18 protein-coding genes and 1 pseudogene are annotated in these 23,565 nt (G+C 63.5%); 14 read left to right on the top strand and 5 right to left on the bottom strand.

Annotated elements, in window-relative coordinates:
- Positions 1-24: 24 nt before the first annotated feature.
- Complete coding sequence (locus tag J3D46_RS04335) at positions 25-528, bottom strand: NUDIX hydrolase (protein ID WP_026541026.1); 504 nt, start codon at positions 526-528, stop codon at positions 25-27.
- A gap of 196 nt (positions 529-724) precedes the next feature.
- On the opposite strand from J3D46_RS04335, the gene J3D46_RS04330 reads away from it, so the two are divergent.
- From J3D46_RS04330 to J3D46_RS04310, 5 genes are all read left to right on the top strand, one after another.
- Entirely contained in the window at positions 725-2,194 is a 1,470-nt protein-coding gene (locus J3D46_RS04330; protein ID WP_231338797.1) for a CCA tRNA nucleotidyltransferase, read from the top strand.
- Positions 2,191-2,772, top strand: a complete 582-nt coding sequence (locus J3D46_RS04325; RefSeq protein ID WP_089597061.1) for a histidine phosphatase family protein — start codon at positions 2,191-2,193, stop codon at positions 2,770-2,772. The genes J3D46_RS04330 and J3D46_RS04325 overlap by 4 nt, the downstream gene beginning before the upstream one ends.
- A 616-nt stretch (positions 2,773-3,388) precedes the next feature.
- The gene (locus J3D46_RS04320; RefSeq protein WP_231338798.1) at positions 3,389-3,529 is read left to right on the top strand and encodes a hypothetical protein; all 141 of its coding nucleotides are present in this window, start codon (positions 3,389-3,391) and stop codon (positions 3,527-3,529) included.
- Positions 3,530-3,706: 177 nt separating this feature from the next.
- Positions 3,707-5,209, top strand: a complete 1,503-nt coding sequence (locus tag J3D46_RS04315; protein WP_253465274.1) for a glycosyltransferase family 87 protein — start codon at positions 3,707-3,709, stop codon at positions 5,207-5,209.
- A 6-nt stretch (positions 5,210-5,215) separates the two neighbouring features.
- Positions 5,216-6,661 (top strand): NAD(P)/FAD-dependent oxidoreductase, encoded by a 1,446-nt coding sequence (locus tag J3D46_RS04310; RefSeq protein ID WP_253465271.1) that lies wholly within the window; start codon positions 5,216-5,218, stop codon positions 6,659-6,661.
- Between the two features lie 6 nt (positions 6,662-6,667).
- On the opposite strand, the gene J3D46_RS04305 is transcribed toward J3D46_RS04310, so the two are convergent.
- Positions 6,668-7,273, bottom strand: a complete 606-nt coding sequence (locus tag J3D46_RS04305; protein WP_231338801.1) for an NAD(P)-dependent oxidoreductase — start codon at positions 7,271-7,273, stop codon at positions 6,668-6,670.
- A 95-nt stretch (positions 7,274-7,368) separates the two neighbouring features.
- Between J3D46_RS04305 and J3D46_RS04300 the strand changes: the two genes are divergently transcribed.
- Positions 7,369-7,767 (top strand): helix-turn-helix domain-containing protein, encoded by a 399-nt coding sequence (locus J3D46_RS04300; protein ID WP_253465267.1) that lies wholly within the window; start codon positions 7,369-7,371, stop codon positions 7,765-7,767.
- A gap of 48 nt (positions 7,768-7,815) precedes the next feature.
- Here the strand turns inward: J3D46_RS04300 and J3D46_RS04295 are convergent, their stop codons facing one another.
- Complete coding sequence (locus J3D46_RS04295) at positions 7,816-8,517, bottom strand: ABC transporter ATP-binding protein (RefSeq protein WP_253465264.1); 702 nt, start codon at positions 8,515-8,517, stop codon at positions 7,816-7,818.
- Positions 8,518-8,541: 24 nt separating this feature from the next.
- Positions 8,542-9,621: an ABC transporter permease gene (locus tag J3D46_RS04290; RefSeq protein WP_253465261.1), complete on the bottom strand. Its 1,080-nt coding sequence runs from the start codon at positions 9,619-9,621 to the stop codon at positions 8,542-8,544.
- Positions 9,622-9,816: 195 nt separating this feature from the next.
- Between J3D46_RS04290 and J3D46_RS04285 the strand changes: the two genes are divergently transcribed.
- The 8 genes and pseudogenes from J3D46_RS04285 (at position 9,817) to J3D46_RS04250 (ending at position 22,913) form a co-directional block, all read left to right on the top strand.
- Positions 9,817-11,094 (top strand): sensor histidine kinase, encoded by a 1,278-nt coding sequence (locus tag J3D46_RS04285; RefSeq protein WP_253465258.1) that lies wholly within the window; start codon positions 9,817-9,819, stop codon positions 11,092-11,094.
- Positions 11,091-11,745: pseudogene (locus tag J3D46_RS04280) on the top strand (response regulator). The gene J3D46_RS04285 and the pseudogene J3D46_RS04280 overlap by 4 nt, the downstream one beginning before the upstream one ends.
- A gap of 116 nt (positions 11,746-11,861) precedes the next feature.
- The gene (locus J3D46_RS04275) at positions 11,862-15,710 is read left to right on the top strand and encodes an NPCBM/NEW2 domain-containing protein (protein ID WP_253465255.1); all 3,849 of its coding nucleotides are present in this window, start codon (positions 11,862-11,864) and stop codon (positions 15,708-15,710) included.
- A 105-nt stretch (positions 15,711-15,815) separates the two neighbouring features.
- Positions 15,816-17,804, top strand: coding sequence for a penicillin-binding transpeptidase domain-containing protein (locus J3D46_RS04270; protein WP_253465252.1), 1,989 nt, complete (start codon positions 15,816-15,818; stop codon positions 17,802-17,804).
- A gap of 14 nt (positions 17,805-17,818) precedes the next feature.
- On the top strand, positions 17,819-19,075 hold the full coding sequence (locus J3D46_RS04265) for an FAD-dependent oxidoreductase (protein ID WP_253465250.1): 1,257 nt from the start codon (positions 17,819-17,821) through the stop codon (positions 19,073-19,075).
- 48 nt (positions 19,076-19,123) lie between these two features.
- Complete coding sequence (locus J3D46_RS04260; protein WP_231338810.1) at positions 19,124-20,806, top strand: ABC-F family ATP-binding cassette domain-containing protein; 1,683 nt, start codon at positions 19,124-19,126, stop codon at positions 20,804-20,806.
- A gap of 155 nt (positions 20,807-20,961) precedes the next feature.
- Positions 20,962-21,729 (top strand): DeoR/GlpR family DNA-binding transcription regulator, encoded by a 768-nt coding sequence (locus J3D46_RS04255; RefSeq protein ID WP_253465247.1) that lies wholly within the window; start codon positions 20,962-20,964, stop codon positions 21,727-21,729.
- Positions 21,726-22,913, top strand: coding sequence for an MFS transporter (locus J3D46_RS04250; RefSeq protein WP_253465244.1), 1,188 nt, complete (start codon positions 21,726-21,728; stop codon positions 22,911-22,913). Before J3D46_RS04255 ends, J3D46_RS04250 begins: the two co-directional genes overlap by 4 nt.
- Here the strand turns inward: J3D46_RS04250 and J3D46_RS04245 are convergent.
- Positions 22,858-23,562: a phosphatase PAP2 family protein gene (locus J3D46_RS04245; RefSeq protein WP_253465241.1), complete on the bottom strand. Its 705-nt coding sequence runs from the start codon at positions 23,560-23,562 to the stop codon at positions 22,858-22,860. The two genes, J3D46_RS04250 and J3D46_RS04245, sit on opposite strands and share 56 nt — an antisense overlap.
- Between the last annotated feature and the right edge of the window lie 3 nt (positions 23,563-23,565).

The raw sequence follows: 23,565 nt of genomic DNA, 5'->3' as shown, positions 1-23,565 counted from the left end.
CCTTTATCGTCCCACGTACCCGGGTCAGAGGTGTTCTGGCAGCACTTCCCGTGCCAGGTCGGCGATGCGGCGTTCGTTCGGGAAGGACAGTTTGCGGGCCAGTTCTTGGATGGGAACCCACGCGGCGTCCACGGCTTCCTGATCGGGATCGTTCTCGATGGTCAGCTCGCCGCCCGTCGCCTGGAGCAGGAAATGGTGCACGGTTTTATGGACGCGATGGCCGCTCACCGTGAACCAGTAATCGATGCTGCCCAAGGGTGCCAGAATGCTGCCTTCGATGCCGGTTTCCTCGGCGATCTCGCGAACAGCAGCTTCCTCATTGTTCTCCCGACCCTCTGGGTGGCCCTTCGGCAGGCACCACTCAAGCCGGCCACCCCTATTAAGGCGCGCGATGATCGCAACCCGGAGTTCGCCGTCGGACGTGTCTACTACAACGCCGCCCGCCGACACTTCCTCCACGGTGGGAAGCGAGGCCTGGACCGGATGCTGCTGGGCAGGCGCGACGTGCGCACCGATTGCCGACGGCAACGGTGCGTTTGTCCTCCTGCCAGGAGCGCTCGGGATCGGGTTGGCCATGTGGTCCACTCTAACGACTCTTGCCCCGGAGTGATGACCGGGACATGGCCACAAGATGGACTGCGGGAGACGCTCCGCGGACACATGCCTGATTTCGCATGGAACAGTGGCCCACTGCTGCGCAAAAATCTGCCAAGCTTAAGGAACTATGGCGCACGTATTGGACAGCTCTTCTGTTAACTTCACCATCGATCCGGTGGTGCTCGACCTCGGGCAGCGCTTTGTCGATGCCGGCTATGAGCTGTCCCTGGTCGGTGGGCCCGTGCGCGACCTCTTCTTGGGGAGGACATCCCCGGACCTCGACTTCACTACCGACGCCACGCCGGACCAGACCATTGCCGTCATCAAGAAGTGGGCGGACAACTTCTGGGAAATCGGCCGCGCGTTCGGCACGATCGGCATGAAAAAGAGTGGTTTCCAGATCGAGATCACCACCTACCGCGCGGAGGCCTACGACCCCGATTCACGCAAGCCGGTAGTGGCGTTCGGCAACTCGCTGACCGAAGACCTCCTCCGCCGCGACTTCACCATCAACGCCATGGCGCTGCGGCTGCCCAGCCTGGAGCTCGTGGACCCCTTCGGCGGCGTCCGCGACCTTCACGCCTCCGAGCTCGCCACGCCGGGCGCCCCGGAGGCCTCCTTCTCGGACGACCCCCTGCGCATGATGCGCGCGGCGCGTTTCGCTTCCCAGCTCGGCGTGTCGGTTCATGACGACGTCCGGCTCGCCATGTCCCAAATGGCGGACCGCATCAAGATCATTTCCGCGGAGCGCGTCCGGGAAGAACTGGTCAAGCTCATCAACGGAGCCCACCCCCGCGTAGGCATAGACCTCCTGGTGGACACGGGGCTCGCTGAGTTCGTGCTCCCGGAGGTTTCAGCCTTGCGCCTGGAAGCCGACGAGCACCACCGCCACAAGGACGTGTACCAGCACTCGCTGCAGGTTCTGGAGCAGGCCGCCGCGCTGGAAACAGGTCCTGACGGTCCGGTGCCCGGCCCCGACTTTGTGCTGCGGTTCGCGGCCTTGATGCACGACGTCGGCAAGCCGGCTACGCGCCGTTTCGAACCGGGCGGTGCGGTCAGCTTCCGCCACCACGATGTTGTGGGCTCCAAGCTGACGGCCAAACGGATGAAGGCGCTGCGTTTCGACAATGAGTCGATCAAAGCCGTATCGCGCCTCGTCGAACTGCATATGCGCTTCTACGGCTACGGCGATGCCGGCTGGAGCGATTCGGCGGTCCGCCGCTACGTGACCGACGCCGGTCCCCTGCTCGAACGCCTGCACCGCCTCACCCGATCCGACGTCACCACGCGTAACCAGCGCAAGGCCGACCGCCTGTCGTTCGCCTACGATGACCTTGAACGACGCATCTCGGCGCTCTTGGAACAGGAATCGCTGGCGGCCGTCCGGCCGGACCTCGATGGAGCGCAGATCATGGCACTCCTGGGACTCAAGCCCGGCCCCGTAGTGGGCAAGGCCTACAAGTTCCTTCTCGAGGAACGCATGGAACACGGACCACTGTCCCCGGAGGAAGCCGAGCAGAAGCTCTTGGCCTGGTGGCAAGCGCAACCCGAGTCCGCCGTCGTCGAGCCTTTGACCGAAACTGAGGAGCCATCATGAACGCTGCGACTTCCCCGCGTCCGCAACTCTGGATCCTTCGCCATGGCGAGACGGAGTGGTCCAAGAGCGGCCAGTACACCGGCCTGACGGATCTCCCCCTCACTGTTGAGGGAGAGCAGCAGGCCGTCGAGGCGCGCAAGGTCCTGGAAGGCATCGACTTCGACCTCGTCCTGACCTCGCCGCTGCGCCGCGCCCGCCGCACGGCGGAACTTGCAGGCTACCCGGAGGCAGTCCATGAGCCGCTGGCTGTTGAGTGGAACTACGGCGACTACGAGGGCATCAGCTCCGACCTCATTCGCAAGGACAACCCGGACTACCTCATCTGGACCGACGGCGTGCCCAACGGCGAAACACTGGACGAAGTTGCTGCCCGGGCCGACAAGATCATCGGACGCGTCCTGGAATCCGGGATGGACAATGTCCTTGTGGTTGCGCACGGTCATTTCTCCCGGATCCTTACCGCCCGCTGGCTGGAAATGGACGCCCGCGAAGGCCGTCATTTCATTCTTGGGACAGCCAAGGTCTGCACGCTTGGTTGGGATAAGCGCACGCCGGCAATTGTGCGCTGGGGCCTCTAAGGAAAGAATTTAGAAAAACTTTTGGCAAATTAGCCAATTGCGCTGGTCAAACTCCGTCTTGATGGGGTAGCTTATATCTTGTTCCCAGAGCGACTCGCCGGGAACCAGGCGCGCATTCTCCGGTTCAGTCAGCCGGGACAATGCCACAGCAGGCTGTAATGGCCGGGAAAAGGAGGTTGGGAAAATGATTACTTTGACTAGCGGACGGAAGTTGACCGTCACTGCTACCCCGGCCTCTGCTGATGATCGACGCCACTTTTGCTCTCTGACCCACTCCTGAACCATCCGGACCGGCCCTGACGCCGGCGGATTTTCATGGTCGGCCACACTCCGTGGTTGGCCTTCTGAGTAGTCAGTTGTAGGCGCGGACTCCACGCAGCATGCCGCGGGTGCGCAGTTTCCCCCAAAGTTCGGAACCAGCTTCTTGTTGGGTCGACTGCCGGAAGCACGCGCAATTATGCACGACGGTTCGGGGTTTCCCGATTCGGTCCGCTTTATCCCCCTTATAAGCCTCGGCTTTTTGTGCCCTTTTCAGGCCTTGATTTCTCATGAATTCAATTGGCTCTATTTGTTGTGCCCAAATTCCGGAGCATATTCTCCCGAAAGGAGGTGAACCATGTTAAAGCGCCCCGAAGAAATGCGCTTCTTCAAGAGCAGCGATGCTCCCAAGGACCGCACGCTGTTCAACGGCCAACTCCTCGACCAACGTCGTGAAGATGTCTACGTTGTCCTGCACCAAATGGGACTCATCCGTTGATGTCCTGAGCGACCCCGAAGGGAGTTCAGATGCAACACATTCATGCTGACCCTCAGGGAGCCCACGCGGCTGCGCGTGGGCTCCCCCCTTTTAACAGTGCTTCTTACCGGCCTGGATGTGGGTGCCGCACTGCTGCGTGTGCTGCTGTACTTCAAGGCATGACTGTAAGCTCGATCCATGCAGGAGACGAAGCCGCACCGGCAGCAAAAACGTGCCCGCTTTGTGGTTCCCAGCCGCAGCGACTCCCTGCTTCGGAACTTTACGGAGCTCATCGGCGGCCCCTTGGGGAAGCACTCGGCACCGGGAATGGCCTCCTCCGGCCCCTTCACCGTTGAACGGGTCCTCATTATCCTCACCGTGATTGCCGCGGTCCTTGCCGTGCTCGCCAAGGACTATTGCCGCGTCAACGGTTGGCAGACTCCCGGCCAGTTCTACGCCACCTGCTACTCCGATTTCCCCGAGCTCTTCAAGAACCGCGGCTTGGGCGATGGCGTGTTCCCCTTCTTCACCCAAGGCAGCCTGTTCGAATACCCCGTCCTGATGGGGATCATCGCGGGCATCACAGCTTTGTTGGTTCCCGGCCAAGGCGTGGGCAATGAACGGATTCTGGGTTACTTCGATATCAACGCCACACTGATCGTGGCGGTCTGGATCGTCACGGTCCTTTTGACGGCACGTATCAACAAGCGACGCCCTTGGGACGCCGCCATGGTGGCAGTCGGACCAGGGATCATCCTGGCCGGATTCATCAACTGGGACATGTGGGCCGTTGGGTTGCTTGCCTTGGGGATGTACTTCTTCTCGCGGGACAAGCTGATCCTTGCCGGCGTGTGCATCGGTCTGGGGACGGCGACCAAGCTATACCCCGTGCTGATACTGGGTGCTGTGCTGGTTCTGGCCCTCCGCAGCGGCAAGCTGCGGACATTCTTCATCACCGCCGGGTCAGCCCTGGCTTCGTGGCTGGCAGTGAACCTGCCCATCGCAGCGATGAATCCCCCTGGCTGGCGCTATTTCTTCGAATTCACACAGGAACGTCCCGCGGGTTACAGCTCGCCATGGTTCGCCTACAACCTTGTGGCTGACCGGCTTCAGTGGACGCAGATGAATGCTGCAACCATCAACTCGCTGGCCCTGTACCTTTTCATCCTGGCCTGTGCCCTCATTGGTGCCCTGGCGTTATGTGCCCCCCGGCGGCCCCGGATCGCCCAGCTGGTTTTCCTGATTGTGGCCGCGTTCATCCTCACCAACAAGGTGTACTCACCACAGTTTGTTATTTGGCTCATCCCGCTGCTGGCTCTTGCCCGGCCCAAGTGGCGTGACTTCCTCATCTGGCAGGCCGCCGAGGGTCTGCACTGGGCCGCCATCTGGATGTACCTGGGCCAAGCGACCAGTGGCGGCTCCGTCCAGCACAACATAGATATGTCCTACTACGTCCTGGCCGTTGGCCTGCACATGATGGCGACCGCTTATCTGATGGCACGAGTGGTCATGGACATATGGGATCCTGCCCAGGACCCGCTGCGCATCCATGACGAGGACGATCCCCATGGCGGGCCTTTCAACGGAGCCAGGGACTGGCTGAGAATCGACCTCTTCCGTCCCTCGCGGTCCGTCTTTCCGTGGCAGCCCGGAACTGCTGTGAATACTGATGACTCCAAGCAGCCCAGCGAGCGGAGGTAGGCAGCGATGGCTGATGTCGCCGTCGTCGGGGCTGGTCCCAACGGTCTGGCCGCCGCAGTTGTGATGGCCCGTGCAGGCCTGGACGTGCATCTTTATGAGGCCGCTGACGTGATCGGCGGCGGTTCGCGCACCAGCGAGCTGATCGAACCGGGCTACCTGTACGACGTTTGTTCCGCAGTTCATCCCATGGCCCTGGCATCGCCGTTCTTCCGTGCCTTCGAGCTATCCCGCCGCATAGATCTCCGGCTTCCCGAAGTCCAGCACGGTACTCCCCTGGACTCGGGCGGGGCGGCGTTGGCGTATCAGTCGCTGGAGCGGACAGTCCTCGGGTTAGGTGTGGACGGTCCGGCTTACGGACGGCTGCTGGAGCCCCTCCTGGCCCGGGTGAATGGCGTGGTGGACTTTACCTCCAACCAGCTGCTGAGGGTACCGAAAGACCCTTTGGCGGCCATGATGTTCGGGCTTGCCACCCTGGACCAAGGCACACCTCTGTGGGGGCGCCGCTTCCGGGAAGATGCCGCTCCTGCGTTGCTGACGGGCGTCATGTCGCATGCCCTTGGTTCGCAGCCAGCGCTGAGCTCAACCGGGGCTGGGCTTCTGCTCAGCGTCCTGGCCCATGCAGGCGGCTGGGCAATACCCGTTGGTGGTTCGATCTCCATTGCAGCGGCCATGGCAGATGACCTGACAGCCCACGGCGGAACCATCCACGTTGGAGAACGCGTCGATTCACTGGACCAGGTCCGGCCATCGAAAGCCATTTTGTTGGATGTCGCTCCGCCTACGCTGGCCAGGCTGGGCAGAACAGAAGTACCCGACCGGTACCGGCGCGCACTGGAAACATTCCGCTTTGGGAATGCAGCGTGCAAAGTGGACTTCATCCTGTCGGGTCCGGTTCCTTGGCTGGACCCTGGCCTGGCGGTGGCAGGAACGGTCCATGTGGGCGGGTCGCGGCTTGCCATGGCCGAATCCGAGAACCTCGTGGCCATGGGTAAGCACCCCTCCGAGCCCTACGTCCTGGTGTCCCAGCCATCCGTGGTGGACCGGACCCGGGCGCCGGAGGGACGTCACGTCCTGTGGTCCTACTGCCATGTACCTGCCAATTCCACGGTGGACATGGCGGAAGCCGTCACCGCCCGCATCGAGCGGTACGCGCCGGGCTTCCGGGACGTTGTGGTTGCGTCACAGACCACGACGGCGGCAGAACTGTCTGCGTACAACGAAAACTACGTTGGGGGCGACTTCAGCGCCGGGATCCTGGACCTGCGTGGGTTGGTGCAACGGCCAGTGGTTTCCAACGTGCCGTGGAGGACTCCGATGCCGGGCGTGTATCTCTGTTCGTCGTCGACACCGCCCGGGCCGGGTGTGACAGGGATGCCCGGGTACCACGCGGCAAAACATGCCCTTAAGGACATATTCAAGATGCGGGTACCCGGGCTGGGCCTGGGGGTTTAGCTGACGTTAGTTGGCGGCAGTGAAACGGGCGCGGCGGTAGGCCGGGCGTTCGATCTCATCCAACATCGCAACGGCATAGTCCTGCGTGGAAATGCTGTTGCCTGCAGGCGAGTCCTTGGCCACGTTGTACTCCCCGGTGCGCTCACCCGGCTGGATCACGGGTGCCGGAGCCAGAACGGTCCAGTCGATGTTCTCCGGGGTCTGCTTGACGGCTTCGAAGGCCTTGGCAGCGGTGGTGGCCTCAGCTTTGTACGCCTCCGGGAAGTCCGGGGAATCGAGCAAGCGGACACCATCGATTTCCAGGGTTCCGGCACCGCCAACGATCATGAGGCGGGTTCCTTCGGCGTTGCTGTAAGCGGCAGCCATGGCGTCGAGCCATTCTCCGTGGTCGCCGCCGGTGCGGCTGGGGCCCGTCGCCAACACAACGACGTCGTGATCCTTTGCGATGGAGGCGAAGGCCTGGCCGTCAGCCAGATCAGCGGCCTGCGCTGCGGCGCCGGTTACCTCTGCGCCCTTCCGGGAGATGGCCGTGACCTGGTGGCCGCGGGTGAGGGACTCGTTGACGATCTGGCTGCCGACCATGCCCGTTGCGCCGTAGACTGCGATTTTCATAGCTCTCCTTGGGGTTGGTATCCTCGAATAATTCAAAGGTATCCAACGGATACTGATAGCTTCAAAGAAACCTAGTTACCTCAGGGATACTGACAATGGAACCGAAAGACCTCCCGGCCAACATCCTCGACCCCAACTGCCCGTCCCGCGTGATCTTCCAGCGCATCGGGGACAAGTGGGCGTCCCTGGTGATCCAGGTACTCGGCGATGGGCCGGTGCGCTTCTCCGAGCTTCGCAAGATGGTCAGCGTGGTCACCCCTAAAGTCCTGACGCAAACGCTGCGGGCGCTGGAACGCGACGGACTCATCACCCGGACCGTTCACGCCCAGGTACCGCCGCGGGTGGACTACGAACTGACGGCGGTGGGTGAGTCCCTGCTGCAGCCCCTGTCCATGCTTCGCGAGTGGGCGGAGAGCCACGTCCCCACCATCCTTGAGGCCCGCGATGCCTACGACGACGCTCAGGACGAAGCCCTCCTCGGCTCCCCCAACTGAGTAGCAGCAGATGCCCTTATGGTGGCCCAATAGAGCGTCTGCTGCTACCTACTTGGGCTGGGCGGACGGGACCAACGCGCGGCTGATCCGCCCGTCCCGCATGGTCGCGACTGAATCCGTCAGGGGCAGGAATTCGGTGTCGTGCGTGACCATCACGGTAGCCGTTTGGAACTCATCGGTGACGCTGCGCAAAAGCCGGACAATCGACTCGCTCCGTTCGTGGTCGAGGGCAGCGGTCGGCTCGTCCACCAGCAGGACAGTGGGACTGCCCATGAGGGCCCGGGCAATGTTCACCCTCTGACGTTGACCGCCGGACAACTGGTGTGGACGCTTGTGCGCGGCCCCGGACAGGCCTACGACCTCCAGCAGCTCAACCGCTTTGCGGCGCGCCTCCTTCAACGGATTGCCGCGCAGATGCTCGCAGATGAGTAACTGCTCGACGGCGGTCAGCGCAGGCAGCAGGTTCGGTTGCTGGAAGATGATTCCCACCTTGTCGCGGCGCAACTCTGTGCGTTCGGCCTCCTTGAGCGCGGAGACGTCCTGCCCATCGATGACGACCAGCCCCGCAGTGGCCTTGACGAGGGTAGCGGCTACAGCGAGCAGCGAGGATTTGCCGGACCCGGAAGGGCCCACCAGGGACAGGAACTCCCCTTGCTGCACGGCGAGATCCACAGAGTCCAGGGCCTTGAGGGTGGATCCGCCGTCCGGATATTCGAGGGATATGTTGACGAGGTTGAGAGCGGTGGTCATGGTGTATTCCTTTCGAGGAAAGTATTAGTTGCCGCCGAGGGCCAGCAAGGGGTCCACCTTGGTGACTTTGCGAACGGCGAGGACAGCGCCAGCCAGGCCAAGGATGACGATCCCGGCAACCGGCAGCAATGTGGTGAGGGGAGTGATCAGGAACGGAGCGGCCTGGGCCGCGAAGAGTCCCCCGGCGAGGCCCATGGCACCACCCACTGCGGCGCCTGCCAGCAGGACCATGGCTGCCTGGGCCAAAGCATCCTTCAATACGTACGAGGAGGAGGCGCCCAGCGCCTTGAGCACTGCGATGTCGCGCGTCCTTTGGACTGTCCAGACCGTCAGGAAGGCAACAATGACCAGCGCGGAAATTCCGTAGAGAAATGCCTGCATGAGCATGAGTGATCCGTTTTCACTTTTGTACGAGGCCAAGGCCTGGAACGAACCCACAGGATCCATGCTCACTGTGCCGGCCGCCGCATTGGCGGCGTCGAGGTCCAAGGAGGTGCCGGCGTCGTGCGTTACCGCGAGCACGGTAGCGGTGCCGGGGGTGGCGTGGGCGATGGTTCGCCAGGTTTCCAGGGTGGTCCAGACGACACCCGTGTGTGAATACCACTGGTCCTGAACAACTGCCGAGACGGTCAGATCAGTTCCGCCGACACGAACGCGGCCGCCGGCCTCCAACGACAGGTCCTTGGCCAAGGATTCGCCGACCACAACGGTCCCGTCCTCCACAGTGGACGGTGCCAAGGAGCCGCCAAAGACTGCGACGTTCGCTGTGCCGCCCGGCGCGCCGCCATCGCTCACGGGCTGAAGCCGGGATTGGCTGATTCCCACTGCCTGGGCGGAAGCAACGCCGGGCTGTTCCCGCCACGCCTCGAGCTGCTGGCCGGAGACTTCCGACTCGGTATACGACGCCTTGGGCTCACCGCCTGCAGGCGCGCCGAACACGATTTGCTGAACGGGCAGGGCCGCAATGGCCGACGTCGACTGGTTGCCCAGGCCTGCCGTCAGCCCGGAAAGCATGACGAGCAGCAAGGTGATCAGGGCGACGACGCTGCCCATGAGCGCGAAGCGGCCCTTGGCGAAACGAATGTCGCGGATGGCGAGAAACATCAGAGTCCTTTGCTTGATTGCGGGCTTGATCCCGGCTCTTTCCACTCTTCCGGCGATGGCGCGCCGGGACATCGTGAGGTGGATGGATTGGCGCGATCCGAGGGGTTGAGCCGGCGATCATCCAAATGGTTGATTCACGCGTCGCGGCGCCGAATCCGGGCCTTGAAAGGGAGCCCCAGGGATACGCTGGGAGGCATGCAGTCCACCGGTGCCGCCACCATCCTCCGTGTCCTGCGCGTCTGCCTGCACGTGGGTTTCGCAATTCTCCTTCTGGTTGCGATTGGGCGCTTGCTGACTGGTGTCGGATCTGCCGGGGCGCCTTCTGCCGTGGCTGTGGTGGCTGGATTGGGCTTGTCCGCCGTGTTGGCCCTCGTTTACCTCGCCGGAACCATCCTGGAGAAGCGCCACTCAGGCGATGCCGGCCGGTTCGACCCCACTCCCTATGCGCGGTGGTGGCTGGCCGCTGTCATGCTGCTCTGGTTGCTGCTCCTGCTGGTCAGCAGCGACTTCGCCTGGGTGGCCTTTCCCCTGTTCTTCCTCCAGCTTCATCTGTTGCCCCGGCGCTTGTCGTTGCCCGCTATTGCGCTCAGCACGGCACTGTTGGTTGGTGCTTTGTGGTTCCATAGCCGGGGTTCGGCCGACGGCGGATTGCAGCTCGCCATGGTCCTGGGACCGGTGTTCGGGGCGGGCTTCGCAGTGGTGACCGGGCTGGCGTACAGAGCTTTGTTCCTGGAGGCCGAGAATCAACGCGTTGTGGCCGACGATCTCCGGCGGACGCGCGCCGAACTCGCCCAAACCCAGCACGACGCCGGCATGCTGGCTGAGCGTGAGCGGCTGGCCCGCGAAATCCACGACACCCTGGCTCAGGGATTCTCCAGCATCATCTTGATGGGAAGGTCCGCGGAGAAGGCCTTGGACGATGGGGACGCGCAGGCGGCCAAGGAGCGGCTGAGGATCGTGCAGGACACAGCGTCGACGAACCTTGCGGAGGCCAGGAGCTTTGTCCGGGGCCTGCGTTCACCTGCCTTGGAACAGTCTGGCTTGGTGGACAGCCTGCGCAGGCTCTGTGGAAAGACGGAGACCGAGGCCGCTGCCCGTGGAACGGCCTTGCGGTGCCGTTTCGCACTGGTGGGCACGCCCGTGGAGCTGCCCAACACGTACCAGACCACCTTGCTCCGGGCCGCTCAGGCCTCCCTCGCGAACGTGTGGGCGCACGCCCACGCACGTGCCGCCGTCGTGACTTTGTCCTTTCTTGGCGCCGAGGTGACACTGGACGTTTTCGACGACGGGATAGGTTTCGAGCCCTCGACGGCGGCCCGTACGGCGCGGGGCGACGGCACCGGCGTCGGACTTATGAGTTTGCGCGAGCGGCTTGCCGCGCTGGAAGGCAGCCTGGAGATCGAGTCGGCTCCGGGCGAAGGAACCGTGGTGGCCGTTCGGGTACCGCTGCCGGTAGATGAAGGTGCGGCATGAGTGAAATCCGTGTCCTGTTGGTGGACGACCATCCCGTGGTCCGTGCCGGCCTCCGCGCAATGTTGGCTGAGTTCCCGGGCGTCACGGTAGTTGCCGAAGCGTCTGACGGCGATGCTGCACTGGCTGAGCTCAGCAAGCTGCATGCACTCGGCGAGCCCGTGGACCTGGTCCTTATGGACCTCCAGATGGGGGCCGGCATGGATGGGGTCACGGCCACCGGGAAGATCAGCGGGTGAGGCCGGGACTCCCCCGCCGCCCGTGCTGATTCTGACCACGTACGACACCGACGCGGACATCCTCAACGCGGTGGAGGCAGGCGCGAGTGGCTACATGCTGAAGGACGCTCCGCCTGAGCAGATCCGCCAAGCTGTGCTGTCGGCAGCTGCCGGTCAGACTGCGCTGGCACCTGAGGTCGCGGCCCGGCTCATGGGGCGGATCCGGAATCCTGCGCCGGCGTTGAGTGCCCGGGAAGTCCAGTTACTGGAGCTGCTCGCGACGGGCATGAGCAACCGTGCCATGGCCAAGCAACTCTTCATTTCCGAGGCGACTGTAAAGACCCACCTGGTGCACATTTACGCCAAGCTCGGGGTGGACAACCGCACGGCGGCCATCTCGGTTGCGACGCAGCGCAGGATCATCCGCGGGCACTAAGTTGGGTCGGCAATTTTGGTGAAACGGTTGACCTTTTGCTCTCTTGCAGTGACGATTAGTGCACGTTTCGCTATGAGTTAGATCACAAAAAGTCACTCGTCGAAAGTTGGCCCCACATGTCCGCACCCTCCTTGGGCCTGTCCGGCGCTGCCCCCAGCAGCTCCGGACGCGCCAAAAAAGGTTCGTTAGCCAGAAAGGCCGCGTCACTCGGCCTCGCCTCCCTCCTCCTCGCAGGTGCCATCCCTGCGCTCACGTTTGCCGCGGCCGCCAATGCCGTGCCCGGCGACCCCGCCGCCACTAAAGCCGTCACCCCCGAAGTACCTGTCGATGCAGCTGGAGTACCCCTTGGTGCGGTGACAGGCTTTACCCAGTCCGGCAACGTCGTCGACCTTTCCACCGGGAACGGCGCCATTCGCGTCACGTTCCTGGACGACGGCAACTTCCGCCTTGAAGCGGACCCCAGCGGAAAGTTCACGGACCCCGCCAACACGGACCAAGGCGACCCGGCCAGGACCGCCAACATCGTGGTGGGCAAGGACAAGTTCGCCGGGACCACCCCAACCGTCACGGATGGCGACTGGCTGGTCCTGAAGACCGCGAAGATCACCGTTGAGATCAACAAAGCCACCACCCAGCTCCGGGTTCTCAGGGCTGACGGTTCCTTGGTCCTGGAAGAGTCCGCGCCCATCACCTTTGGGGCGAACTCCGCCACGCAGCACCTCGCGCAGCAGGATGGCGAGCAGTTCATCGGCGGCGGCATGCAGAACGGCCGCTCCGTCCACACCGGCGCCCTCATCAACATCGCCAAGAACTTCGACTGGGACGACGACGGCTACCCCAACGCCGTGCCCTATTACATGTCCTCCAAGGGCTACGGCGTCCTCCGCGACACCTTTGCCCGCGGTTCCTACAACTTCGGCGGCCAGCCCACCACCACGCATGAGGAAAAGCGCTTCGACGCCTACTACTTCGTGGGTGATTACAAGCAGTCCCTGGGCGCCTACACCACGCTGACCGGCAAGCCGATGATGCCTCCGGTCTACGCCCTGGAATACGGCGATGCCGACTGCTACAACCGCTCCAACCCGGGTTATTCATCCTCGGGCTACGGCGATCCCGACGGCGCCAAGCAGCGCACGCCCGACGCCATCAAGACCGCGCGGAAGTTCGTCGAGAACGACATGCCCGCAGGCTGGATGCTGGTCAACGACGGCTACGGCTGCGAATATCAGCAACTCCCGGAAACCGTCAGCAACATCGAGGAAGAAACCGATCTCAAGGTTGGCCTGTGGACCCAGCGTTCCCTGACCAACCAGGAGTACGAAGTAGGTGAGGCCGGGGTTCGGCTCCGCAAGCTTGACGTTGCGTGGGTGGGGCAGGGCTACCGCCAGGCCCTCACCGGTTGCGAGGCAGCACACGGCGGCATCGAGCAGTACTCGAATGCCCGCGGCACCTCGCTGATGGTGGAAGGTTGGGCCGGCTCCCAGCGTTGCGGCATGCAGTGGACGGGTGACCATTCAGGAAACCTCGACGCCGTCCGCTGGCAGGTCTCGGCCCTCACCGGCGCCGGCAACTCGGGTTTGGCGTTCACTACGGGTGACGTCGACGGCATCTTTGGCGGCTCTGCGGAGTCGTATGTCCGCGACCTTCAGTGGAAGGCCTTCGCGCCGGCGCTCTACTCCATGTCCGGCTGGGCGGCTACGGATAAGCGTCCATGGCTCTACGGCGATGAAGCCACGGCCATCAACCGCCAATACCTCCAGCTCCGCCAGCAGCTCATGCCCTTCATCTACTCGTTGGCGCAGGAATCCTCCACCACGGGCGTATCGATGATGCGCTCCATGGCCCTCGAATTCCCTGACCAGCAGTGGTCCTACGGTGCCGAGGCGAACAACCAGTTCATGCTTGGCTCCGACTTCCTGGTGGCACCGGTCTTCACCCAGACAGATGTCCGTAACGGCATATTTCTTCCGGCAGGCCAGCAGTGGGTGGATTACTGGACCGGCAAGCTTTACCAGGGCGGCCAGATCCTCAACGGCTATAACGCACCCTTGGACAAGCTGCCTGTGTTCGTTCGTGCCGGAGCGGTGATCCCGCAAGGCATCGTGGCCCGCAACGCCTCCTTGGTTCCGGAAGATTCCATGATCACCCTGGACGTTTACGCCCAGGGCCAGGACACGTTCACGCTCTACGAGGATGACAAAGTCACCCGCGAATTCAAGGACGGAAAGTCCTCCAGCCAGCTGTTCGCAGTGGACGCTCCGGGCAAGGGCAACAGCAGCGTCAAGGTTTCCATCGGTGAACGGAAGGGCGAGTACACCGGCAAGGCCGCTGCCCGACCGTATGAGTTGAAAGTCCACGCTGGCGCAGCTCCCAAGGACGTCAAGATCGGTGGAACCAAGCTCACGCAGCACTCCACCCAAGCCGCCTACGCCTCAGCAACAACCGGCTGGTACTTCGATGAGGCCAACAACGGCACCATCTGGGTGAAGACGGGTTCCATCGCTTCCAACCAGTCCGCAACGGTTCAGCTCCAGCAAGCAGGTCCGCTGGGTGGCAAGAGCCAGGAAGACACGGCGGCCGAAGTTCGCGTGACCACTGGCCAGCAGGTCTTCCAGGACCAGGAAACCACCGTCACCGCGGCCTTCGTGAACACCGGAACCAAAGCCAAGACCAACGTGGTCCTGACGCCGGTTCTCCCTGAGGGGTGGACCGTGGTCTCTTCCACCGGCGCAACTGCGGCGAAGGTCAACGGCGGCGGGACAACGACGGCAACATTCGTCATCAAACCCGGCTCCAGCGCCAAGGCGGGCCAACAGACCGTGCGGGTTTCGGCGTCGTACACTGCTTCGGGCTCCGCCCAGTCAGTGACCGGCGGCAACCAGATCTACGTCGCTTACGGTTCCTTGGCCGCCGCGTACAACACCGTTTCAGTCACCACCGTGGCAGGTAAGGCACTCGGAAACTTCGACGGCGGAGGGGCCACCTTCGCGGCCGAGCAGCTGGCTGCCGCTACGGTACCGGCTGGCGGTGTCCGACCGGGCAGCACGGTAACGGTGGACGCCGGGAAGCCTACGCAGGTGGACTACACGTGGCCGGCCGTCGGGCCGGACGTAGCCAACTCGGTGGCATTGTCCGCGCAAACGATCGCCGTCAAGGGCAAGGGAACCCACTTGGCTGTCCTCGGATCCGCAGCCGTTGGGAACGGCACCAGTCCTGAGCTCACCCTGACATATGCCGATGGAAGCATGGAAAAGCAATCGATCTTCTTCCCCAACTGGTTGCAGCCGTCCGTGCTGAACGGGGCAGTGTTGGCGGTGTCCGAACAGGGCCGCAACAACGCCAACGGCCCGTCGCCGGAGTACACGCAGTACAAGTACCAGGCGTTCTCCAACACTGTCCGGTTGAACCCCACCAAGGAGTTGGCGTCCGTGACGCTGCCTACCGATACGCGGGTGAAGTTCTTCGACTGGAAGGTGACCTCCCAGCCACTGCCGAACGTCCCGGTTGGCTCCGTATATGCCTCCGAGACACCTTGGGTCCAGGCCCTGAACGGCTACGGCGTGATCGGCAAGAACGTGGCCAACAAGGACTCGGCGTCGTCCCCGGACAAGCCCCTGGCCATCAATTACACGGACCCCGCAACCGGGCAGCAGCCCGTGTTCACCAAGGGTCTTGGCGTCCACGCTGCCTCGAAGATCACGTACTACCTGGGCGGCAAGTGTTCGACATTCACCTCGCAGGTGGGCCTTGAGAGCGGTTTCGGCGGCAACATCATCTTCAAGGTCAACGCAGACGGCGTGAACAAGTACCAGTCGCGCACGTACACCCCCGGATTCGCTCCGGAATCGGTGTCTGTTGACCTGACAGGCGTGGCCTACGTGGAATTGGTGGTGGACCCGTCCGGTTCCATCAACGGCGCGCATGGTGTCTGGGGTGATGCCAAGTTCACGTGCGCTCCCTAGGTTGATTTCCAGACAGCCGCCGCTTGCCGCCTCTTCCCGGGGATGGCAGGCGGCGGCTGTCCGCTTCCCGGGCACGACAAGAAACTGTCAGGGGAACGGGGCATAATGTCGCAAATGGGGAAACTGAAAATGCAGCAGGGTTTTGTCCTTGGTCTCGTAACTCTTGTCATGGTTGGTTCACTGACCGCCTGTGACGACGGACGGGCCGGTGCGGAGGGAGCAGCCAAGCAGCTGGCCTCCTCACTGTCAGCGCTCGACGTCGGTTCGCTGGCCGTGGAGGGCAAGGACGCTGCCGCGGCCAACGATGAACTCAAAGCCGTCTTCGAGGGCCTCGACGCCAAGCCGTCGGTTGCGTCCGGGGACGTCAAGCTCGACGGCGACACCGCCACTTTCCCCCTTAATTACAGTTGGAACATTGGCTCGGCCAAGTGGGAGTACAGCTCCGAAGCCACGCTGAGGAAGTCGGGCGACAAGTGGGCGGTCCAATGGAACCCTGCCCTGCTTGCGCCGCAGCTCTCCGACGGTGAAACTTTGTCGGTCAAGACCGTTGCCGCCCAGCGCGGCCAGATCCTTGGTGCCGGCGACGCCCCGATTGTTGAGGACAGGCCTGTCTTCCGGGTAGGCATCGACAAGACCAAGGTTCCCGCCGAACAGGCCGATGCTTCTGCGCGTGCCATGGCAGCCCTTCTGGGACTGGACGCCGAGGAGTACGCCAAGCAGGTTGCTGCTTCGGGACCCCAGGCTTTTGTGGAAGGCCTTGTACTCCGTGCCTATACGGCGGACATCACTGAAGCCAGGATCAAAGCCATCCCTGGCGGTGTCAGCATCCTGGACTCCATGGCCCTGGCTCCCACCAGGACCTTTGCCCGCGCGCTGTTGGGCAGCGTTGGGCAAGCCAGCGCAGAGCAGATCGAGAAATCCAATGGCGTCCTGCGAGCCGGAGACACCACGGGAACCGGCGGCCTGCAGCAGAAATACGACTCGTTGCTGCGCGGCAAGGACGGCGTGGAAGTCGTGGCCACCCCGGCTGAAAAGGCCGAAGGAGAGACCCCCGGTACCAAGGTGTTCTTCTCGTCCCTTCCCTCGCCGGGCACCACCCTCAAGACCACCCTGGACCTGAAGCTTCAGCAGCTGGCGGAGGAAACATTGGCAGGAGTCGAGCCGGCGTCTGCCATTGTGGCCCTCAGACCATCCACAGGCGCCCTTCTTGCCGCAGCGTCCGGACCGGGCAGCAACGGCTACAACACCGCACTTCTGGGGCAGTACGCTCCCGGGTCCACATTCAAGATCGTTGATTCGTTGGCCATGTTCCGCAACGGAGCCACCCCGGATTCCACCGTGGAATGCCCCTCCACGCTGACTGTCGATGGCCGAACCTTCAAGAACGCCGAGGGCTACCCCGAAACCTCGCTGGGTTCCGTGGCTCTGCGGGATGCGTTTGCGCACTCCTGCAACACTGCCTTCATCAACGCCCGCGAAACCGTCAGCCAGGACCAACTCGAATCCGCTGCACAGGCCTTGGGTGTGGCCGTTGAAGCCCCCAAGCTGGGCGCTGACGCGTTCCTTGGCTCGGTTCCCGGCGCCGCAGAAGGCACCGAGCACGCCGCTTCCATGATCGGCCAGGGCAAAGTCCTCTTCTCGCCACTCTCGGCAGCCGTCATGGCCGCGTCCGTAGCCAACGGCGCCCCGGTTTCACCGCAGCTGGTGCTGAACGCCGATGCAGCGCAGGACCCCAGCGCAGCTTCGACCCCCACGGAAAGTGGCTCCGCATCGCCGTCGTCCGCTTCCGCAACAGCAAGCGCTGCGCCAGCGTCCACCAAGCCGATCACCAAGGAAGAAGCCGCTGCACTGGCGGACATGATGCGCGCCGTGGTGACATCCGGCCACGCCGGCTTCCTGGCGGAGGTGCCCGGGGCACCCGTAGGAGCCAAGACCGGTACCGCGGAATTCGGCAACGACAACCCGCCGAAGACACACGCGTGGATCGTGGCTACCCACGGCGACCTCGCAGTCGCCGTGTTCGTTGAAGACGGCGGGCTTGGCGCTACCACCAGCGGGCCGTTGTTGAAGTCGTTCCTTACTGCGGCGGGCTGATTCGGAGGCAGACTATGACGGCAGGTACCCAGTGTGTGGTGGTCGGCGGAGGGCCGGCAGGGATCGTACTGGGGCTGCTGCTTGCCCGTGCCGGCGTCAGGGTCACTGTGCTGGAAAAGCACGCCGACTTCCTGCGTGATTTTCGGGGTGATACCGTCCACGCCTCAACCATTCGGCTCTTGGACGAGCTGGGCCTCGGAGAAGGATTCCGCGCCCTTCCCCAGAGCAAACTGGGCAATTTCCGGCTACCGACCGGGCCAGGCGACTCAGTGGTCCTCGCTGATTTTGGACGCTTGAAGGCCCCCTACAATTACGTGGCCATGGTGCCGCAGTGGGACCTGCTCAACTTCCTGGTGGAAGCAGCTCGACAGGAACCTGCGTTCACGTTGCTGATGAACACTGAGGCCACGGACTTGCTGCGCCATTCCTCGGGCGCTGTTGCGGGAGTGGCATACCAAACCCGCGATCCCCTGACCGGTTCTGTTGTAGCAACCGCCGAACTGAAGGCGCCTTTGACGGTGGCATGCGATGGACGCGGCTCGGTGCTCCGTACCAAGGCCGGGCTGGTGCCGCATGAATTTCCCGTGCCGTTCGATACGTGGTGGTTCAGGTTGCCGCGAACCGCGGGCGAGGACGAACCAATGTCCTCCATCTCGCCGCGTTTTGGCGCCTCTGACGTACTGCTGAGCCTGACCCGCAAGGATTATCACCAGATCGCGTACTTGGCCGCTAAAGGCTCGGACCCACAACTGCGGGCTGCTGGGGTGCAGGCCTTTCGCGACAAGGTTGCCAGCCTGCGGCCGGATCTCGCCGACCGAGTGGACACCATCGAATCCACGGACGACCTCCACCTCCTGGACGTGAAACTCAACCGCCTGCCCCGATGGCACCGGCCGGGGCTATTGCTCATTGGGGATGCCGCGCATGCGATGTCCCCAGCCGGCGGTGTGGGGATCAACCTTGCGGTGCAGGACGCGGTGGCGGCAGCGCGCGTGCTCGCGTCGCCTCTGCTGGGTGAAACGCTCGACGACGGACACCTCGCCGCGGTCCAAAAGCGGCGCTGGCTTCCCACCGTCATCGTCCAGACCTTCCAGCGGGTCCTGCACCGAGTGGTGTTCGCGCAGGTCATGGCCGGCAAGCAACCGAAGCCTCCCAAGCCCTTGGTCTTCGTGGCGAGGAACTTTCCTTCCTTCGGGAAGCTGCCGGCGCGAATGATTGCCTTCGGTCCGCGCCCAGAACACGCGCCGGAATTTGCCCGCCGGAAGCCGTAGCCGAGTACCGCCGTCGAGCCTTATCCCGTGCCGTGGGAGGATTGAAACGTGGCCCATATTGACGTTTCCGGCATCGACTACTTCCTCTCCGACGGCACCCAGCTGCTCAACGGAGTGACCTTCAAGGTCCCCGACGGCACCAAGACCGCTCTCATCGGACCGAATGGCACCGGTAAGACCACCCTGTTCAAGATCATCTCCGGCGACCTCACGCCGGACGAAGGTGTTGTGGGCCGTTCAGGCAACATGGGCATCATGCGGCAGTTCGTGGGCCAGGTCCGCGACGAATCAACCGTCCGCGACCTTTTGGTTTCCACGGCCCAGGCCGGGCTTGCTGCCGCTGCAAAGGCGGTGGAGGACGCAGAGCTCGCCATGATGGAGCACGACGACGAGCCCACGCAGATGAAGTACGCCCAGGCGATCGTGGACTGGGGCGATGCCGGCGGGTACGACGTCGAGACCGTCTGGGACGAAGTCTGCATGGCCGCGTTGGGGATTTCCTTCGACAAAGCGCAGTTCCGCCGCGCCTCCACCCTGTCCGGTGGCGAACAGAAGCGCTTGGTGCTGGAAGCGCTCTTTGCCGGCCCGGACGAGCTCCTGCTCCTGGACGAACCGGACAACTACCTGGATGTCCCCGGCAAGCGTTGGTTGGAGGGCAAGCTCAATGAGTCCAAGAAGACTGTGCTGTTCATCAGCCACGACCGAGAGCTGCTCAACAACGCGGCCGGGCGTATCGTCACGCTCGAGCCAGGCATCAACGGTGCCGGCGCATGGATCCACGGTGGGGGCTTCGGCTCCTATGTCGAGGCCCGCGCCGACCGCAACGCCCGGTTCGAGGAACTCCGCAAGCGCTGGGACGAGGAGCACATCAAGCTCAAGGAACTCGTCAACATGTACAAGAACAAGGCCGCGTTCCGCTCTGACATGGCCAACAGGTACCAGGCAGCGCAGACCCGCCTGGCCAAGTTCCTGGAGGCGGGACCGCCCGAGGCGCTGCCCATCGAGCAGAACGTGAAGATGCGCCTCAAGGGTGGTCGCACTGCCAAGCGCGCCGTGGTGGCGGAGAAACTCGAACTGACCGGGCTCATGAAGCCGTTCTCCACCGAGATCTGGTTCGGTGACCGCGTGGGCGTGCTGGGTTCCAACGGATCGGGCAAGAGCCACTTCCTGCGGCTGCTCGCCACCGGCGGCACCGACCCGGAGCGGGAGCACCTGCCCGTGTCCGACGTCGTTATTGCTGAAGTGCCGCACGAAGGGGCCGTGAAGCTTGGCGCCCGCATCAGGCCCGGGTTCTTCGCCCAGACCCATGTGCGTCCGGATCTTCTGGGCCGGACCTTGCTGGAGATCCTGCACCGCGGTGACGAACACCGCTCGGGTCTCCCCCGCGAGGCCGCTGCCGGTGCGCTGGACTCCTACGGGCTGGCCGGTCAGTCCGAGCAGAAGTACGAGTCGTTGTCGGGTGGTCAGCAGGCACGTTTCCAGATTCTGCTGCTTCAGCTCTCTGGGGCTACGCTCCTGCTGCTCGACGAGCCGACGGACAACCTGGACCTGCACTCGGGCGAGGCCTTGGAGCGGGCGATCGACGCTTTCGAGGGCACCGTCCTGGCCGTGACCCACGACCGCTGGTTCGCCAAGTCCTTTGACCGTTTCCTGATCTTCGGTTCCGACGGCAAAGTCTATGAATCCGAAGAGCCCGTGTGGGACGAGAAACGGGTGGAGCGCGCCCGCTAACCACGGATCCACTCTCACCTATCGGCGACTTTCCGCGGACGCTCTTGCACTGGCTGCGAGAGCGTTCCGCTTTAAGCGACGGGAGGTGAGAGAACGTCTGTGCGTAAATGATCACCACGCATGATTAAATGCGCAGAGCTTGCTACGGTTGGAGAATGGGAACTGCTGACCGCCACCGGCTCATAGGCGAGCTGCTGCGCACGCGCGAACAAGCCACTGTGGATGAACTGGTGGATGCCACGGGGGCTTCCGGTGCCACGATCCGCCGGGACCTTGAAATCCTTGCAGCCAACGGGGTGCTGAAGCGCGTCCACGGTGGTGCACGAAGCTTGTTGGCCCGGGGAGAAAACCCAGGCTACGGGCAGCGCGAGCTGGAAGACCACGACGCCAAGATCCGCATAGCGGCGGCCGTTGACGCTCTCATCAGGGACCGGGAGCACGTGTGGCTGGACAGCGGCTCAACCGCAACGGAGATCGCCCGCAGGCTTGCCACACGGGAACTCACGGTCATGCCCATGTCCCTCCACGGCGTCGAGGCTTTGACAGGAAAGACGGCTGGCAGGGCACCTGAACTCATCCTCCCCGGTGGCAGGCTTGTCCAAGGCGAACAATCATTCCGGGGACCCATGGCGGAAGCCAACATCCGCTCACTAAGGTTCGACACCGCCGTAGTAACTCCCTGCGCCCTCAACCTCAAGGACGGCCTCCTGGCCCACGACCTTGATGATGCGGCAGTGAAACGCGCCGGCCTCGAATCGGCGGCACGCGTCATTGTGGCGTCCGCAGGCAGTAAATGGAATGCCAGCGCAGTGGCCCTGGTTACCGCCATGGAGGCCGTGGACGTCATCGTGACAGACCAGGAACCATCCCCAGAAGATCTCGCCCGGCTCAACAAACTCTCCGTGGAAGTTGTGATTGCATGACCACCAACACCAGAAGCACCACCAACGTCAATGCAGCGGCGGTGGCGACCTTCCTGATCTTCGGCATGAACGGTCTGGTGTTCGCCAGCTGGGCTGCCCGCATTCCGGCCGTTACCGAGGCCCTCAGCCTTACCTCAGGCCAGATGGGCACCCTGCTGCTCTGTACAGCGGTAGGGTCCTTGCTTGCCCTGCCATCGGCCGGCTGGGTGGTTGGCAGGATCGGCACAGCGAACACGGTTCGCGTTGCGGGGATCGTTGCGGGTGCTGCCGGTGCAGCCATTGCCTTCTCGCTGATGGCCGCGTCAGTTCCGGCCACGGCAATCGCGCTGTTCTTCTTCGGCATCGGAATCGGCCTGTGGGATGTAGCCCAGAACATCGAGGGCGCTGACGTTGAGCACCGGCTCAAGCGCACCATCATGCCCCAGTTCCACGCGGCCTTCTCCGGTGGCGCCTTCCTGGGCGCGCTGATCGGCGCCGGACTGTCCCAGCTCGGCGTTGGTTTGCCAGAGCACCTGCTGGTCATCGCCGCCATTGCCGTCGCCCTCGCGCTGACGGTCCCCAGATACTTCCTGCCGCACGAGGCAACGGAAATTCACGACGGCGGCGTGCCGGCTGAGAAGGGCCCCTCGGCTTGGCGCGATGGCAGGACGCTGCTCATCGGCGTCGTGGTCCTGGGTGCCACCCTCACCGAAGGTGCGGGCAACGACTGGATCGCAAAGGCGGCCGTTGATGGTCTTGGCGCCTCCGAATCCACGGGTGCGTTGCTGTTCGCCCTCTTCGTCCTGGCGATGACGGTCATGCGGTTCCTCGGTGGCAAGGCGATCGACAGGTTCGGCCGTGTGACGGTACTCCGGGCCAGCATGGCAGCGGCCGCAGCTGGCCTGGCATTGTTCGTCTTTGCCGGCAACGTCGTTCTGGCAGGGATCGGCGCGGCGCTGTGGGGCATCGGGGCGGCCCTGGCCTTCCCCATGGGCATGTCAGCCGCAGCGGACGACCCCAAGCATGCCGCAGCCCGGGTGTCCGTTGTTTCCACCATCGGCTATATCGCCTTCCTGGCAGGCCCGCCGCTTCTGGGCTACCTGGGCGACCACACCGGGATCCACCTGGCCTTGCTGGCCATCGGAGCGCCTATTCTGCTCGCTCTTCTGCTTGCAGGGGTCGCGAAGCCTTTGCCGCCCAAATAGTTCTTCCGCCGGCTTTGGCGTTCTCCTCGGTGCATATATCCCGGAAGCGCCACCACAGGAGCAGGACGACACCGGCAGCCAGGCAGGCGCCACCGAGGACATCGCTCAGCCAGTGGGCCGAAAGATAGGTCCTGCTGATCATCATGGCGATGACTCCAAGGGTGGCGATCGCAGTCATCCACCAGCGGGCGATGAGTACCACCAGCACCATCAGGAAAGCAGTGGTGGCCGATACATGCCCTGAAGGGTATGAACCGGTGTCGGTCAAAACCTTTGCGCCTTCAGGCCGGCTTCGCCCCACGACTGTTTTGGCCAGTTGCGTGAGCGCCAGCGCGGAGATGCCGGAAGCGGCGACGAAGATCGAGGTCATGGGTCGGCGCGCCACAACAAGCGCAACTGCGAGCACCGTGTGGAAAATCAGTACACCCACATATCCGGCCCAATTGAGCACCGCATTCACGGCATCCCAGAACGGCGAGTGCAAGGTGAATGAGTAGGCCTGCCACATGGTGTCCACGCCGTTGAAGGCCGGCTCGCCTTGCCCGGCCAGCAACATCCCGGCCGGGACCGCAAAAGCGCACAGCAGGAGCAGGCCGGGAGTCACCAACTGCCACTCGGGCCGTTGACGCCGAAGGATGTCGCGAACCATCAC

Source organism: Paenarthrobacter sp. A20, from assembly GCF_024168825.1.
Taxonomy (GTDB): Bacteria; Actinomycetota; Actinomycetes; order Actinomycetales; family Micrococcaceae; genus Arthrobacter.
Note: the sequence above shows the minus strand (reverse complement) of the source record. Positions and strands in the feature narration are given on the sequence as shown.